Below are 12,921 nucleotides of genomic sequence, written 5' to 3'. Positions count from 1 at the left end.
GTTACTTCCAGCCGACGTCGTTGAAGATCTTCTGCGCTTCGGGGAGGTTCTTGGCGACCTCGGACAGGTTCACGTCATCCGGCTTGAAGTGGCCAAGCGCCGCAATCGACGGGGCCAGGCCAACGCCGGAGACTGCCGGGTATTCATCATTGCCGGCCGAGAAATACGCTTGGGCGGAATCACTGGCGAGGTATTCCAGGAACTTGATGGCGTTGTCCTTGTTCGGTGCGTGCAAAGCAACACCGCCGCCGGACAGGTTCATATGCGCGCCTTCCTCGTTCTGAGAGGGGAACAGCCAGCCGATCTGGTCACGGTGTTCCGACACGCCCTTGACCTCCTTGCGGATCGAGCGGGCGAAATAATAGCTGTTGGCAACCGCGATATCGCACTCGCCGGAGACCAGGCCGCGAATCTGGTCGGTGTCGCCGCCCTGCGGGTCGCGCGCCATGTTGGCGACCACGCCTTCGGCCCAGCCGCGGGCCTTCTCGGCGCCGTGATGGGTCACGATCGAGGCCAGCAGGGTCTGGTTGTAGGTGTTCTTGGAGGAGCGGATGCAGACCTTGCCCTTATAGGCGGGGTCGGCCAGGTCCAGGTAGGTCAGCGGCGGATTGGCGACCTCGTCCTTGTCATAGAAGATGATCCGCGAGCGCTGGCTGAAGCCGAACCACTGGTTGTCCTCGTCCTGCAGATAGGCGGGCACGCGGGCCTCCAGCACGTCGCTCTCGATGCTTTGCAGCACGCCGGCATCCTTGGCCCGGGTCAGGCGGGAGGTGTCGACGGTGATCAGGATGTCCGCCGGGGAGTTTTCGCCTTCGGCGTTCATCCGGGCGATCAGCTCATCGGCGTTGCCTTCGATCCGGTTGATGGTGATGCCGGTGGCCTCTTCGAATTCAGAGTAGAGCTGCTCGTCAGTGTCGTAGTGACGCGAGGAGTAGATGTTCAGCTCGCCCTCGGCAGCAGCGGAGGTGGCGACAGCTGCGCTCAGCGCGCCGGCCAGTACAGTTGTGGCTTTCAGCATGTGATGTCCCGTTCGTTAGTGGCTCTTTTTCCGACTGAAATAGTCAATTAAGGAGTTTTCCGGCGGATGCAATCAATTTCCGACAAAAGAAATCGGATAATTTGCCGCGGCGGTGCACGTCAGGGGGTAGCCCTGCTGGTTCCGGGCCCTAGGGCCGCCAAACATTGCCCGGCAGCAGCCGGGGCATCTGGGGGGGCATGGGAGTGCCGCCCTGGCCTGGTTTGAAAAAGAAGGCAGCCCCAAAACGCAAAAAAACCGCATCGGATGATGCGGTTTTCTGCATGTCGCTGTGGCGGATCTTAGCCCTGGCGCGCTTTGAACTTGCGCTGGGTCTTGTTGATCACGTACACGCGGCCTTTACGGCGCACAACCCGGCAATCGCGGTGCCGGTTCTTCAGCGAACGGAGCGAGTTCTTGACCTTCATGGCCTCTCTCCTTGTCTGCGGCGCGAACCAGCGCCTGGGTTAGCGGGTGCCTTGGCCGTGGCCAGGGCAGTGAATGGAATGGTGGGCGATACAAGGATCGAACTTGTGACCCCTTCGATGTCAACGAAGTGCTCTACCGCTGAGCTAATCGCCCACTCTGGCCTGCGCGCCGTTCCTGCCCCTTAGAAGTGAAAGGGGCGCGGGGTGCCGCGCCGGTGAGGGGGTCTATAAATAGAGTCGCCGGCGGGCGCAAGAGCTTTTGACCGCAGAAATTTCCGCGATATGCTGTTTCTTGCACAAGAAGCACCGGAGCAAGGATGCCTGATACAGCGTTTTCCGTGATTTCCCCGCAGAAACTGGCTTCGGCGGTGGTTTTTGCCTCTCCGCACAGCGGCACGGACTATTCCGATTCCTTTCTGGCACAGTCGATTCTGGGGCGGCGGGAGATCCGCAGCTCGGAGGACGCCTTTGTTGACCAGCTGTTCCTAGCCGCGCCGGAGTTCGGGGCGCCGCTGCTGAAAGCCCTGAAACCAAGGGCCTATCTGGACCTGAACCGCTCTCCCGATGAGCTGGACCCGGCGGTGATCGAGGGGGTGCAGCGGCGCGGGCAGAACCCGCGGGTGGCTTCCGGCCTTGGGGTGATTCCGCGGGTGGTGGCCAATGGCCGGGCGATCTACAGCGGCAAGCTGCCGCTGGCAGAAGCGGAGCGGCGGATCAGGTGCTGCTGGCATCCCTACCATCAGGCTCTGAAAGGGCTGCTGGATCAGGCGCACCGGCAGTTCGGGCAGGCGATTCTGGTGGATTGCCATTCAATGCCGCATGAGGCGGTGGAGGCGATGGCCCCGCGGGGCGCGGGCAAGCCGGAGGTGGTGCTGGGCGACCGGTTCGGGGCAGCTGCGGACAGCGGCGTGGTGGACCGGATCGAGGCGGCCTTTGCCGCGGCCGGGCTGAAGGTCGCGCGCAACACGCCCTTCGCCGGGGCCTATATCGCCCAGACCTATGGCCGCCCGTCGCGGCGCCAGCATGCGGTGCAGATCGAGCTCGACCGGGCGCTTTACATGGATGAGGCCAGCATCCGGCCCAATGCGAATTTCGATGGCTTGCAGCAGCTGCTGCGCCAGGTGGTGGCTGAGATCGCCGCAATCGGGCGGGAGGAACTGCCTCTCGCGGCGGAATAATCCTGTGCCGTGATTTCAGCGCAGGGCGCGGCCTTTCAGAATCGCACTGTCGCCGAATCTCTTGCGGATGGCGTCGGTGGCGCGTTCGGCCTCTGCCCGTTTGCCCGCATTCGGATCCAGCAGGTCGCCGGTTTCATCGGCATGCGATTCGGGAACCAGGTCTGAAATCCCGCAGCCCAAGAGCCGGTAGGGGCCTTCGTCGCCCACCTGATCCAGCAGGCTGCGGGCGGTGCGGTAAATGCGATCGGCAATCTGGGTCGGGCTGCGCAGGGTGACACGCCGGGTCAGCGCGGAATGGTTGGCGCGTTTCAGTTTGAGCGTCACCACCCGGCCCGCCAGTTCCCGCGCCTTGGCCCGGTCCGAAACCTTTTCAGCCAGCCGCCACAGGTGGCCGTCCAGCACCTCAAGGCAGGCGGTATCCTCAAAGAAGGTAGTCTCGTTGGAGATCGACTTGACGGGCTCATGCGCAGAGACCCGGCGCCGGTCCTGGCCGCGGGCCAGATGCCAGAGCCGGTCGCCCATGGAGCCGAAGCGGACGTGCAGTGCCTCGCGGTCCCAGCGCAAGAGGTCGGAAAATGTGCGGATGCCGGCCTTGTCCAGGCTCTCCTGTGCAGCCGGGCCGATGCCCCAGATCAGCCGCACCGGTTTTTCGCGCAGGAAATCACCCGTCTCGGCCTTGCCGATCACCGAGAATCCGCGCGGCTTGTCGAGGTCGGAGGCGACCTTGGCCAGGAACTTGTTATGGGAAAGGCCGATGGAACCGGTGACACCCAGCTCATCCTTCATCCGCTTGACCAGCCGCGCCAGCATCACCGCGGGTGGCGCGCCGTGCAGTTTTTCGGTGCCGGTCAGATCCATGAAGGCCTCGTCCAGCGACAGCGGCTCCACGTCCGGGGTCAGCTCATTCATCATCTTGCGGATTTCGCGGCTGACCTCGACGTAGACATTCATCCGCGGCTTGATCACCACCGCGTCGGGGCAGAGCTTGAGCGCCTGAAACATCGGCATGGCGGAGCGCACGCCGCGGATGCGGGCGACGTAACAGGCGGTGGAGACCACGCCGCGCTTGCCGCCGCCGATGATCACCGGCTTGGTGGCGAGTTCCGGGTTGTCGCGTTTTTCGACGCTGGCATAGAAGGCATCGCAGTCCATATGGGCGATGCTGAGCGAGAACAGCTCCTCATGCGCCTTGATCCGCGGGCTGCCGCAATGGGGGCAGCGCCGGGCGGGAGTGATCTGGCTCAGGCAGTCTCGGCAGAGGGCGTGCATCGGGCGGGTCGCTGATTTCGGGCAGGGTAAGTCTAGCTTGCGTCGGAGGCCTTGTCTTTAGCGCGGCGGGTTGCCAAGTGACAGGTCATGACATCAGCAGGCGAAGATTTTGCCGGCGCAAAGCTAGCGGTGTTTCTGGGGCAGGATCTGCTGGTCATCCAGCGCGATGACAAGCCGGATATCCCCTATCCCGGGCACTGGGACCTGCCGGGCGGCGGCCGTGAGGCGGATGAAAGCCCGGCGGACTGCGCGTTGCGCGAGACATATGAAGAAGTCGGGCTGGTGCTGCCGCCGGAGCTGCTGATCTGGTCCAGAGTGTATCAGCGGCCGCACGGGCGGGTCTGGTTCTTTGCCGCGCATCTGCCTGCGCAGGCTGTCAGCGCGATCCGGTTCGGCAATGAGGGGCAGGGCTGGGCGCTGATGGCGCCGGAGGCCTATTGCGTGCACCCTTTGGCGGTGCCCCATTTCGCGGAACGGCTGCGGGAATATCTTGCCGTGCGGCCGGAGTGACTGAGGGCTGAAAAGAAAGATCCCCCGCTGGTATGCGGGGGGAAGGTGACGGGTCTCAGGAAGAAAAGCCCGTCTGGGGAGTGTCTCAATTTGAGAATCTCCCACATGGCGCTGTTTCGCAAAGTTTGCGGGGCCGTGCATTGGCTGCGGGTTCTGCGGGTGTGCTTTTTGAGGCACAGGACGATTTGGCGCAGAAATCGCCTCTGCGGCGGGTTTCGTCAGCGAAAAGAGCGGCTTGACGTTACGTCACTGGCGGGCGGAGGTGCGCTTGGTCAGGAAATGGTGCACCTGCCGCACATTTTTCTTTCTGCCTGAATTTTAGGCAGAAGCGAAGCTGTACCGGTTACGGGACGTGCGGTTTCCGCTGTCTTCCCCGTTTCCGGCAGTGTCCGGGGGCTACGCTTTTACCCCGGCCAGCTCTGCCAGGATGGCTTCTGCTGCGGTGCGGGGGCTGTCTGCTTTCCAGATCGGTCGGCCCACCACGATGTGATCGGCGCCATCGGAAATGGCGCTGGCCGGGGTTGCGACGCGTTTCTGGTCGCCCAGGTCCGCTCCGGCCGGGCGCACGCCCGGGGTGACGATCAGTTTGCCATTCGCCTCGGGCAGGGCGCGGATCAGGGCGGCTTCCTGCGGGCTGGCGATGACGCCGTCGGCGCCGGCGGCAAAGGCATTGCCTGCGCGCTCCAGCACCAGATCCTGCACCGCACCGTCCTTGATCAGCGCACCGTCCAGATCCTGGCGGTCGAGCGAGGTGAGGATGGTGACGGCGAGGATTTTGAGATCCTTGCCTGCCGCGCCTTCCTTGGCGGCGCACACCACATAGGGGTCGCCGTGCACGGTGAGGAAGTCGAGGTCGAACTGCGCGAGGCCGCGCACCGCGCTTTCCACGGTGGCGCCGATGTCAAAGAGTTTCATGTCGAGGAAGATGCGCTTGCCGTGCTCCTGCTTCAGCTCATTGGCGAGCGCCAGCCCGCCGCCGGTGAGCATGCCAAGGCCGATCTTGTAGAAGGAGACCGCATCGCCCAGCTGCTCGGCCAGCTTCAGCCCCGCCAGTGCATTGGGAACATCCATGGCAACAATCAGGCGGTCATCGGCGCGCGGAGCTTGGGTCATGGCGGGGTCCTCTTGTGGCGGGTTCGGCGTGAAACTGGCGTTTCATACGCAAGGGGCTGCGAATGGGCAAGGCGCAGCAGGCGCTCCCGCAACTGAAGCTGCCCCTTGCGGGACAGATTACAGTTTTGGGCCCTGCGTCGCGCTGGCGCGCGGCGGGGCTGCGCCCGGCGGCGGACTGCCCGGGTGCAAAGTTGACGCAGGTCAGGGATTTACTCATCTTTTCCGGCGAGTATGGGTTGAAGCGGCGGGATCGCTTCCCAAATTGAACCTTGAGGCCCGGACCGGGGCGTGCCGCCAGGCGGGCGCTGCCAAAAACTGGGCGCTTGAAAAAGGAGAGCAAGATGGACTTGAACAAGTTCACGGAGCGTGCACGGGGTTTTGTGCAGGCGGCGCAGACCATTGCGATGCGCGAGGGGCACCAGCGGCTGGTGCCGGAGCATATTCTGAAAGCATTGATGGACGATGATCAGGGGCTGGCGAGCAACCTGATTTCCCGCGCGGGCGGGGTGCCGTCGCGTGTCGTCGAGGCCGTCGAGGCCGCTGTTGCCAAACAGCCCAAGGTGAGCGGTGATGCGGCCCAGATCTATCTGGACGGGCAGACCGCCAAGGTGCTGGATGAGGCCGCAAAGATTGCCGAGAAGGCAGGCGACAGTTTTGTGCCGGTCGAGCGGCTGCTGATGGCACTGTGCATGGTGAAGTCCAAGGCCAAGGATGCCTTGGAGGCCGGTGCCGTCACTGCGCAGAAGCTGAATGAAGCGATCAACGATATCCGCAAGGGGCGCACAGCGGACTCTGCCACGGCTGAGGAAGGCTATGACGCGCTGAAGAAATACGCCCGCGACCTGACTGAGGCGGCGCGTGAGGGCAAGATCGACCCGATCATTGGCCGGGACGAGGAAATCCGCCGCTCGATGCAGGTGCTGTCGCGCCGGACCAAAAACAATCCTGTGCTGATTGGCGAGCCGGGCGTTGGTAAGACCGCGATTGCCGAGGGCATGGCGTTGCGCATTGTGAATGGCGATGTGCCGGAATCTCTGCGTGACAAGAAGCTTTTGTCTTTGGACATGGGTGCGCTGATTGCCGGCGCGAAATACCGCGGCGAGTTCGAGGAGCGCTTGAAGGCAGTGCTGACGGAAGTCACCGAGGCTGCGGGCGAGATCATCCTGTTCATCGACGAGATGCACACGCTGGTAGGTGCCGGCAAATCCGACGGCGCGATGGATGCGGCCAACCTGATCAAGCCGGCGCTGGCACGCGGCGAGCTGCACTGCGTCGGAGCGACCACGCTGGATGAATACCGTAAATACGTGGAGAAGGACGCCGCCCTTGCCCGCCGGTTCCAGCCGGTGATGGTGACGGAGCCGACCGTGGAGGACACTGTGTCGATCCTGCGCGGCATCAAGGAGAAGTATGAGCTGCATCACGGCGTGCGCATCGCCGACGCGGCGCTGGTGGCGGCGGCAACGCTGTCGAATCGCTATATCACCGACCGTTTCCTGCCGGATAAGGCAATCGACCTGGTGGACGAGGCGGCTTCCCGACTGCGGATGCAGGTGGATTCGAAGCCGGAGGAGCTTGATGCGCTGGACCGGCAGATCCTGCAGATGCAGATTGAGGAAGAGGCGCTGAAGCTGGAAGAGGATGCGGCTTCGAAGGACCGGCTGGAGAAACTGCAGAAGGAACTGGCTGAGCTGCAGGAGCAGTCTGCCCAGATGACTGCGCAGTGGCAGTCGGAGCGGGACAAGCTGGCCTCGGCCCGCGACCTCAAGGAGCAGCTGGAACGCGCCCGTGCGGAACTCGACATTGCCAAGCGGGAGGGCAACCTTGCCAAGGCGGGGGAGCTGTCCTATGGCGTCATTCCGGGGCTGGAGAAGCAGCTGGCGGATGCCGAGAAGAAGGAAAAGCAGGGGCTGATGGTCGAGGAGGCCGTGCGGCCTGAGCAGATTGCGGCCGTTGTCGAACGCTGGACCGGCATTCCGACTTCCAAGATGCTGGAGGGCGAGCGCGAGAAGCTCTTGCGCATGGAAGATGAGCTGCACCGCCGGGTGATCGGCCAGAATGCCGCCGTAACTGCGGTTGCCAATTCGGTGCGACGGGCGCGGGCGGGTCTGAATGACGAGAACCGGCCGCTGGGGTCGTTCCTGTTCCTCGGTCCGACCGGTGTGGGTAAGACGGAGCTGACCAAGGCGGTTGCCGGGTTCCTGTTCGACGACGAGCACGCGATGGTACGCATCGACATGTCGGAGTACATGGAGAAGCACTCGGTCGCCCGGCTGATCGGCGCGCCTCCGGGCTATGTCGGGTATGACGAGGGCGGAGCGCTGACCGAGGCCGTGCGCCGCCGCCCCTATCAGGTGGTGCTGTTCGACGAGGTCGAGAAGGCGCATCCGGATGTGTTCAACGTTCTGCTGCAGGTGCTGGACGATGGTGTCCTGACCGACGGCCAGGGCCGTACCGTGGACTTCAAGCAGACGCTGATCGTGCTGACCTCCAACCTGGGGGCACAGGCGTTGAGCCAGCTGCCAGAAGGGGCTGATGCCTCGGACGCGCGGCGTGATGTGATGGATGCGGTCCGGGCGCATTTCCGGCCCGAGTTCCTGAACCGGCTGGATGAGACCATCATCTTCGACCGGCTGGCCCGCGCCGACATGGACGGTATTGTCGAGATCCAGCTGGCCCGCCTGCTGAAGCGCCTGGCAGGTCGCAAGATCACGCTGGAGCTGGACGAGGCGGCCAAGACCTGGCTGGCGGATGAGGGCTATGATCCGGTGTTCGGCGCCCGGCCCCTGAAGCGGGTGATCCAGCGCGCCCTGCAGAACCCGCTTGCCGAGGCGCTCTTGGGCGGGGAGATCAAGGACGGCGACACCGTCCCGGTCTCGGCCGGCAGCGACGGGCTGATCATCGGCGAGCGGCTGGGGACTTCAGAACGACCAAGGCCCGACGACGCCGTGGTGCATTGAGGGTAGAGAATGAGGAAAGCCCGCCGGAGACGGCGGGCTTTTTCGTTTGTGAAGGAACCTTTCTGGCATTACCTTTTGGTGTAAGCTTTGCGATTCTTTCAATCTTAGATTGTTGCGAGGCGCATACTTGTTGTGAAATTGGCTTATTGGAGGATGTCCATGAAAAGATTTTTAGCCATATTGCTGCCTCTTGCGTTGGCTGGTTGCGATCAAGAAGAGTTGAGAGAAGGGCATGTGAATTTTGCATATGCCAAACCCAACAATTTGGGTATGTATGATCCTCAAGCGACCCCGGCTGGAACTTTTTACAGCTGGAACACTCAGACAAACCGTCTTACTGCTTTAGGCGAAGTGCAACTGAAACCAGGAACTCCTTCAAAGCCAAGGAAAGTATTTTCCAATAGATTGGCAGGGTTTGGTGTAGAGGGGCTGCCAATAAAAGATGTTTCAATTGTACAGGCGAAAATAGGCGGGCAGTTCAAAGCAACTGTAAGTGATTCTGTTCGTCAGAAGTTTTACAATCCTGTAACTGCGCTTCGTGACTATGTGATCGAACGAAAGGATGAAGGGGCGACGGAAGCAGATATTCTTGATTTGTTTCACCCAAAGGATGAAAACTACAGGACTGTTATTTTTGTTTCAGAAGAACGGTCAAGTTCGGCGCAGTTCCACGTCGGCGCTAGAGAGGATGAAGGTAAGTCCGTAGCAAAGTTCAAAGTAGAATTGCCAGGTCAGGAGATTGTTACGGTGACTGCTGATGCCGTCAGTTCCGCAGATTGTGGGGCGCCCGATGGTGGAGATGATGGTCGGCCAGTGTGTTTTACTGATGTAAAGGTCTACAATCCCTTCATTCAAGGCAACGGAAATCTGGGGTGGCGGATCGATGACAGTTTTAACCAAGCTGATCTTTCAGAGGCACTCAGAAACCTGTAGGACTTTGCGACTGAAATCGACTATGTGTTCAAAATCGCAAGGATAAGTTAAGTAGAATTTGAACCCTGTTGTTGCATTAAATAGGCTGCCAGCGTCTCGCTCTTGGTATGTTGGGCCGGTCGCTGGCGGTGCTTTTTTAGCTAAGGTAGTCTGGTTTAACCCTCGACCCTTTGCCGCTTCCTTGGCCATCCGGCTCTCATACTTGCGGCGCAGAACCTTCAGCCGCGGTTCCTGGTCGCAGCCGGGGGTCTCGGTGGTCTCCGAACAGTAGACCTTGCCGCCATACCGCCAGGGGTCAGCCGGGAAGCCCTGCTGGGATAAGCGGGCAATTCATGGCTGCTTCGCCCTTCGTTTTGCGGCGGTGGCGGAAAGCATTAGACTGGCAGCTGTTCCTAGCAAAGGCGCCGGTCCCATGATCCGCATCAGGCGCAGAACGGCCTTTGCCGCATTTCTCCTCGTGCTGCTGTGCGGCACGCTGGCGGCCTATGTGCTGGGTGGGCAGGCGCGCCCGGTGGAGGACATGGTTGCCTGGCTGCGCAGCACCGGCGCCTGGGCGCCGCTAGCGGTGATCGTCCTGATGGTGGTGCATTCCTTTGTGCCGTTTCCGGCGGAAATCCTGGCGCTGTGCGCGGGGGCGGTTTTTGGCACGCTTTTGGGGGCGGCGCTGATCTGGGCCGGGGCGATGCTGGGGGCGCTGGTGGCCTTTTGGCTGGCGCGCCGGCTGGGGCAGGAGACGGTCCGGGCCTGGCTGAGCGAAACGCAAGCGCGGCAGTTGGATGCCTGGACCGAGGAGCGGGGGGCGCTGGCGCTTCTGGCCGCGCGCCTGATCCCGGTGATCGCCTTCAATCTGATCAACTATGCCGCAGGGCTGACCCGGGTCAGCCTTTGGACCTTTGTGTGGACCACGGCGCTGGGCATCCTGCCGGTGACACTGCTGTCCACATGGTTCGGGGCGCAGATGCTGGATATGGGTTGGCCGGTGCTGGCGGCGGTTTCGGCCGGGTTGCTGATTGTCCTGTTTGCCATGCACCGCCTGGCGCGGCCCTGGATCTGATACCGGGCCAAGCCGCGCGGACTTGTGTAAGGACTAGGTGCCCGCCGCCGCTTCCTTGGCCATCTGGCGCTCATACTTGCGGCGCAGGACCTTCAGGCGCGGTTCCCAGTCATAACGGGGGTCGTCGGTGGTGGCCGACCAGTAGAGCTTGCCGCCATAGCGCCAAGGGTCGAGCACAATGCCCTCGTAGATGCCGTCGCCCCTGGCGGCGATCACCGCCGTCGAGTGGTCGATGCGGAACTCGTTCTTGGGCTCGGCAATGGCGCGCAGCATTGTGAGCGTCTGGAAGTTTTCCTGATCGAGGCGCGCTTCCATGTCCTCGGCGTAATGCACGCAGATGCCGCGCTCCTTGACGCCGCTGTTCACCAGCGTGTTGTGGATGATCGGAGAGGTGGTGACATTATACTGTTCCGCCAGCCGGGCAGAGTGGCTGTACGCAAGCTCAGCCGCGCGGCGGGCCTCGCCGGCGTCCACCTGCGGATCAAGGGATTGGATGGCGAGCGAGAGCGCCTCGACATCGTTTTTGGTCGCGGTCGGGGCGGCCGTGCAGGCAGCCAGTGCCGCGGCGGCCAGCATCATCAGGGGTGCAACTAGGGATTTCATCGTGGTCTGCCCGAAGCGGTTTTGATTTCCAGCCAGCATAGTGAAATCGCTCCCGGGGTGCAGCGGGGAATTTTCCGGCCTCCGGGGAAATTCCGGCCTCTTGACCGGGCATGGCTTCACATTTCTGTCAGCAGAGGCGCATGCGGCCGGTTTTTCGCGGATACTGGCAGGGCTTGCAACGTTACATCTCTCTCGCGCAGTCGTGACGGGATATGTTTTGGGTTTTGCGCCCGGGACCGTTACCTCAGGAGAGACCCGCAAAATCAGGAGACGCAGATGGCGCGCCGCTGGACCAATGACTTGACTCTTGCCGATGCAACCACGGAGGCTGCGTTCTGGAACCGGCGCCGGATCATGGCCGGCCTGGCAGGCAGCGGACTGGCGGCAGCGCTGGGCGGCCGCGCACAGGCGGAAGAGGAGAATGGCAATCAGGTGCTGGAGCCCAACACCTGGGAAGAGGTGACCAGCTATTGCAACTTTTATGAATTCGGCACCGGCAAGGGGGATCCGTCCAAGTACGCGGACCGGATGACAACGAAGCCCTGGAGCGTGAAGATCGACGGGCTGGTTGATAACCCCGGTGACTATTCCTTTGAGCAGATCCTGGGGGAGATGACGCTGGAGGAACGCATCTACCGGTTCCGCTGCGTCGAGGCCTGGTCGATGGTGGTGCCCTGGCAGGGGTTTGAACTTGCGGACCTGCTGAACCTGGCGGGGGTGCAGGACGGCGCCAGGTACGTGGCCTTTGAGACCCTCTACCGCCCGACCGAGATGCCCGGCACCGCCTATAAGGTGCTCGACTGGCCCTATCGCGAAGGCCTGCGCCTGGATGAGGCGATGCATCCGCTGACGATCATGGCGGCCGGGATCTTCGGCAAGCCGCTGCCCAACCAGAACGGCGCGCCGCTGCGGCTGGTGGTGCCATGGAAATACGGCTTCAAATCGATCAAGTCGGTGGTGCGGATCACCTTGACCGAAGAGGAGCCGCCAGCCAGCTGGAACATGGCCAACCCGCGCGAATACGGCTTCTATAGTAATGTGAACCCGGATGTTTCGCATCCGCGCTGGAGCCAGGCCAGCGAGCGCCGCATCGGCGGCGGGCTGTTTGCGCGCCGCCAGCCGACGCTGATGTTCAATGGATACGAGGACGAGGTCGCCGTCCTGTATGAAGGCATGGACCTGCGCGAATATTTCTGAGGAGGCCGCGGATGGAATTTGCAAACCAGCTTTTCCGGCGCCTGCCTGTCTGGGCGGTCTACCTTCTTGGTGCGCTGCCGGGGCCCTGGCTGTTCTGCCTTGGCCTGACGGGCGGCCTCGGCGTGGAGCCGATCAAGGCGCTGGAGCATGAATACGGCGAACTGGCGCTGCAGCTTCTGATCCTGACGCTGGCCATTTCCCCGCTGCGCCGCCTGCTGGGCCTCAACCTGATGAAGTTCCGCAGGGCGGTTGGGCTTCTGTGCTTCTTCTATGTCCTGTGCCACCTGCTGGTCTGGCTGGTGCTGGATGTGCAGATCCTGGGCCAGATCCTCACCGATATTGCCAAGCGTCCTTATATCACCATTGGAATGGGCGCCTTTGTCCTGATGCTGCCGCTGGCGCTGACCTCCAACAACCTCTCGGTCCGCAGGCTCGGCCGCGCCTGGTCCCGGCTGCACCGGCTGACCTATGCCGCTGCCGTGCTGGGTGCCGTGCATTTTGTGATGGTGTCGAAGGGATTTCAGATCGAGCCGCTGATCTACCTGGGGCTGGTGCTGTTCCTGCTGGCACTGCGCCTGGCGGGCAGCCGCTGGCTGAGACAGGCATCGGGAGCGCTGGTCTCGGGCCGGACCTAGATCCGGAGCTTCTGGAAGACGTCCGG

At 62.5% G+C, this 12,921-nt stretch carries 12 protein-coding genes and 1 tRNA gene; 7 read left to right on the top strand and 6 right to left on the bottom strand.

What is annotated here, in order from left to right; genetic code table 11:
- Position 1: 1 nt before the first annotated feature.
- The 3 genes from AC58NV_RS13905 to AC58NV_RS13895 all read right to left on the bottom strand — a co-directional run bounded on the left by AC58NV_RS13905 (position 2) and on the right by AC58NV_RS13895 (position 1,597).
- Positions 2-1,018 (bottom strand): Fe(3+) ABC transporter substrate-binding protein, encoded by a 1,017-nt coding sequence (locus tag AC58NV_RS13905; RefSeq protein WP_497227669.1) that lies wholly within the window; start codon positions 1,016-1,018, stop codon positions 2-4.
- A 299-nt stretch (positions 1,019-1,317) separates the two neighbouring features.
- A complete protein-coding gene (gene ykgO / locus AC58NV_RS13900) occupies positions 1,318-1,443 on the bottom strand; it encodes a type B 50S ribosomal protein L36 (RefSeq protein WP_005648635.1) in 126 nt (41 codons plus the stop codon).
- Positions 1,444-1,522: 79 nt separating this feature from the next.
- Positions 1,523-1,597: transfer RNA gene (locus tag AC58NV_RS13895), tRNA-Val, on the bottom strand.
- Positions 1,598-1,760: 163 nt separating this feature from the next.
- Between AC58NV_RS13895 and AC58NV_RS13890 the strand changes: the two genes are divergently transcribed.
- The gene (locus AC58NV_RS13890) at positions 1,761-2,621 is read left to right on the top strand and encodes an N-formylglutamate amidohydrolase (protein WP_497227668.1); all 861 of its coding nucleotides are present in this window, start codon (positions 1,761-1,763) and stop codon (positions 2,619-2,621) included.
- A 15-nt stretch (positions 2,622-2,636) separates the two neighbouring features.
- On the opposite strand, the gene AC58NV_RS13885 is transcribed toward AC58NV_RS13890, so the two are convergent.
- Positions 2,637-3,890 carry a DNA polymerase IV gene (locus tag AC58NV_RS13885; RefSeq protein WP_497227667.1) on the bottom strand — a complete coding sequence of 418 codons (1,254 nt, stop codon included), beginning with the start codon at positions 3,888-3,890 and terminating at the stop codon, positions 2,637-2,639.
- An 87-nt stretch (positions 3,891-3,977) separates the two neighbouring features.
- Here AC58NV_RS13885 and AC58NV_RS13880 point away from each other — a divergent pair, with 87 nt between their 5' ends.
- A complete protein-coding gene (locus AC58NV_RS13880; RefSeq protein ID WP_497227666.1) occupies positions 3,978-4,400 on the top strand; it encodes an NUDIX hydrolase in 423 nt (140 codons plus the stop codon).
- Between the two features lie 396 nt (positions 4,401-4,796).
- On the opposite strand, the gene pyrF is transcribed toward AC58NV_RS13880, so the two are convergent.
- Positions 4,797-5,513 (bottom strand): orotidine-5'-phosphate decarboxylase, encoded by a 717-nt coding sequence (gene pyrF / locus AC58NV_RS13875; protein ID WP_497227665.1) that lies wholly within the window; start codon positions 5,511-5,513, stop codon positions 4,797-4,799.
- A 341-nt stretch (positions 5,514-5,854) separates the two neighbouring features.
- On the opposite strand from pyrF, the gene clpB reads away from it, so the two are divergent.
- The 3 genes from clpB to AC58NV_RS13860 all read left to right on the top strand — a co-directional run bounded on the left by clpB (position 5,855) and on the right by AC58NV_RS13860 (position 10,460).
- Positions 5,855-8,473 carry an ATP-dependent chaperone ClpB gene (gene clpB, locus AC58NV_RS13870; RefSeq protein WP_497227664.1) on the top strand — a complete coding sequence of 873 codons (2,619 nt, stop codon included), beginning with the start codon at positions 5,855-5,857 and terminating at the stop codon, positions 8,471-8,473.
- A 159-nt stretch (positions 8,474-8,632) separates the two neighbouring features.
- Positions 8,633-9,406 (top strand): hypothetical protein, encoded by a 774-nt coding sequence (locus AC58NV_RS13865; RefSeq protein WP_497227663.1) that lies wholly within the window; start codon positions 8,633-8,635, stop codon positions 9,404-9,406.
- 412 nt (positions 9,407-9,818) lie between these two features.
- Positions 9,819-10,460: a TVP38/TMEM64 family protein gene (locus AC58NV_RS13860; RefSeq protein WP_497227662.1), complete on the top strand. Its 642-nt coding sequence runs from the start codon at positions 9,819-9,821 to the stop codon at positions 10,458-10,460.
- 33 nt (positions 10,461-10,493) lie between these two features.
- Here AC58NV_RS13860 and AC58NV_RS13855 read toward each other — a convergent pair whose 3' ends face one another.
- A complete protein-coding gene (locus AC58NV_RS13855) occupies positions 10,494-11,063 on the bottom strand; it encodes a hypothetical protein (protein ID WP_497227661.1) in 570 nt (189 codons plus the stop codon).
- A 276-nt stretch (positions 11,064-11,339) separates the two neighbouring features.
- Between AC58NV_RS13855 and msrP the strand changes: the two genes are divergently transcribed.
- Positions 11,340-12,260 (top strand): protein-methionine-sulfoxide reductase catalytic subunit MsrP, encoded by a 921-nt coding sequence (gene msrP / locus AC58NV_RS13850; protein WP_497227660.1) that lies wholly within the window; start codon positions 11,340-11,342, stop codon positions 12,258-12,260.
- 11 nt (positions 12,261-12,271) lie between these two features.
- A complete protein-coding gene (gene msrQ, locus AC58NV_RS13845; protein ID WP_497227659.1) occupies positions 12,272-12,895 on the top strand; it encodes a protein-methionine-sulfoxide reductase heme-binding subunit MsrQ in 624 nt (207 codons plus the stop codon).
- The last annotated feature ends 26 nt before the right edge of the window (positions 12,896-12,921 follow it).

This window comes from Leisingera sp. ANG49 (assembly GCF_059694505.1).
The sequence above is the reverse complement of the archived record's forward strand: the minus strand, read 5'-3'. Positions and strand labels throughout refer to the sequence as shown.

Bases quoted from the DNA above. Each gene is read 5' to 3' on its own strand.
- AC58NV_RS13905 (WP_497227669.1), bottom strand. From the start codon at position 1,018: ATGCTGAAAGCCACAACTGTACTGGCCGGCGCGCTGAGCGCAGCTGTC.
- ykgO (WP_005648635.1), bottom strand. From the start codon at position 1,443: ATGAAGGTCAAGAACTCGCTCCGTTCGCTGAAGAACCGGCACCGCGAT.
- AC58NV_RS13890 (WP_497227668.1), top strand. From the start codon at position 1,761: ATGCCTGATACAGCGTTTTCCGTGATTTCCCCGCAGAAACTGGCTTCG.
- AC58NV_RS13885 (WP_497227667.1), bottom strand. From the start codon at position 3,890: ATGCACGCCCTCTGCCGAGACTGCCTGAGCCAGATCACTCCCGCCCGG.
- AC58NV_RS13880 (WP_497227666.1), top strand. From the start codon at position 3,978: ATGACATCAGCAGGCGAAGATTTTGCCGGCGCAAAGCTAGCGGTGTTT.
- pyrF (WP_497227665.1), bottom strand. From the start codon at position 5,513: ATGACCCAAGCTCCGCGCGCCGATGACCGCCTGATTGTTGCCATGGAT.
- clpB (WP_497227664.1), top strand. From the start codon at position 5,855: ATGGACTTGAACAAGTTCACGGAGCGTGCACGGGGTTTTGTGCAGGCG.
- AC58NV_RS13865 (WP_497227663.1), top strand. From the start codon at position 8,633: ATGAAAAGATTTTTAGCCATATTGCTGCCTCTTGCGTTGGCTGGTTGC.
- AC58NV_RS13860 (WP_497227662.1), top strand. From the start codon at position 9,819: ATGATCCGCATCAGGCGCAGAACGGCCTTTGCCGCATTTCTCCTCGTG.
- AC58NV_RS13855 (WP_497227661.1), bottom strand. From the start codon at position 11,063: ATGAAATCCCTAGTTGCACCCCTGATGATGCTGGCCGCCGCGGCACTG.
- msrP (WP_497227660.1), top strand. From the start codon at position 11,340: ATGGCGCGCCGCTGGACCAATGACTTGACTCTTGCCGATGCAACCACG.
- msrQ (WP_497227659.1), top strand. From the start codon at position 12,272: ATGGAATTTGCAAACCAGCTTTTCCGGCGCCTGCCTGTCTGGGCGGTC.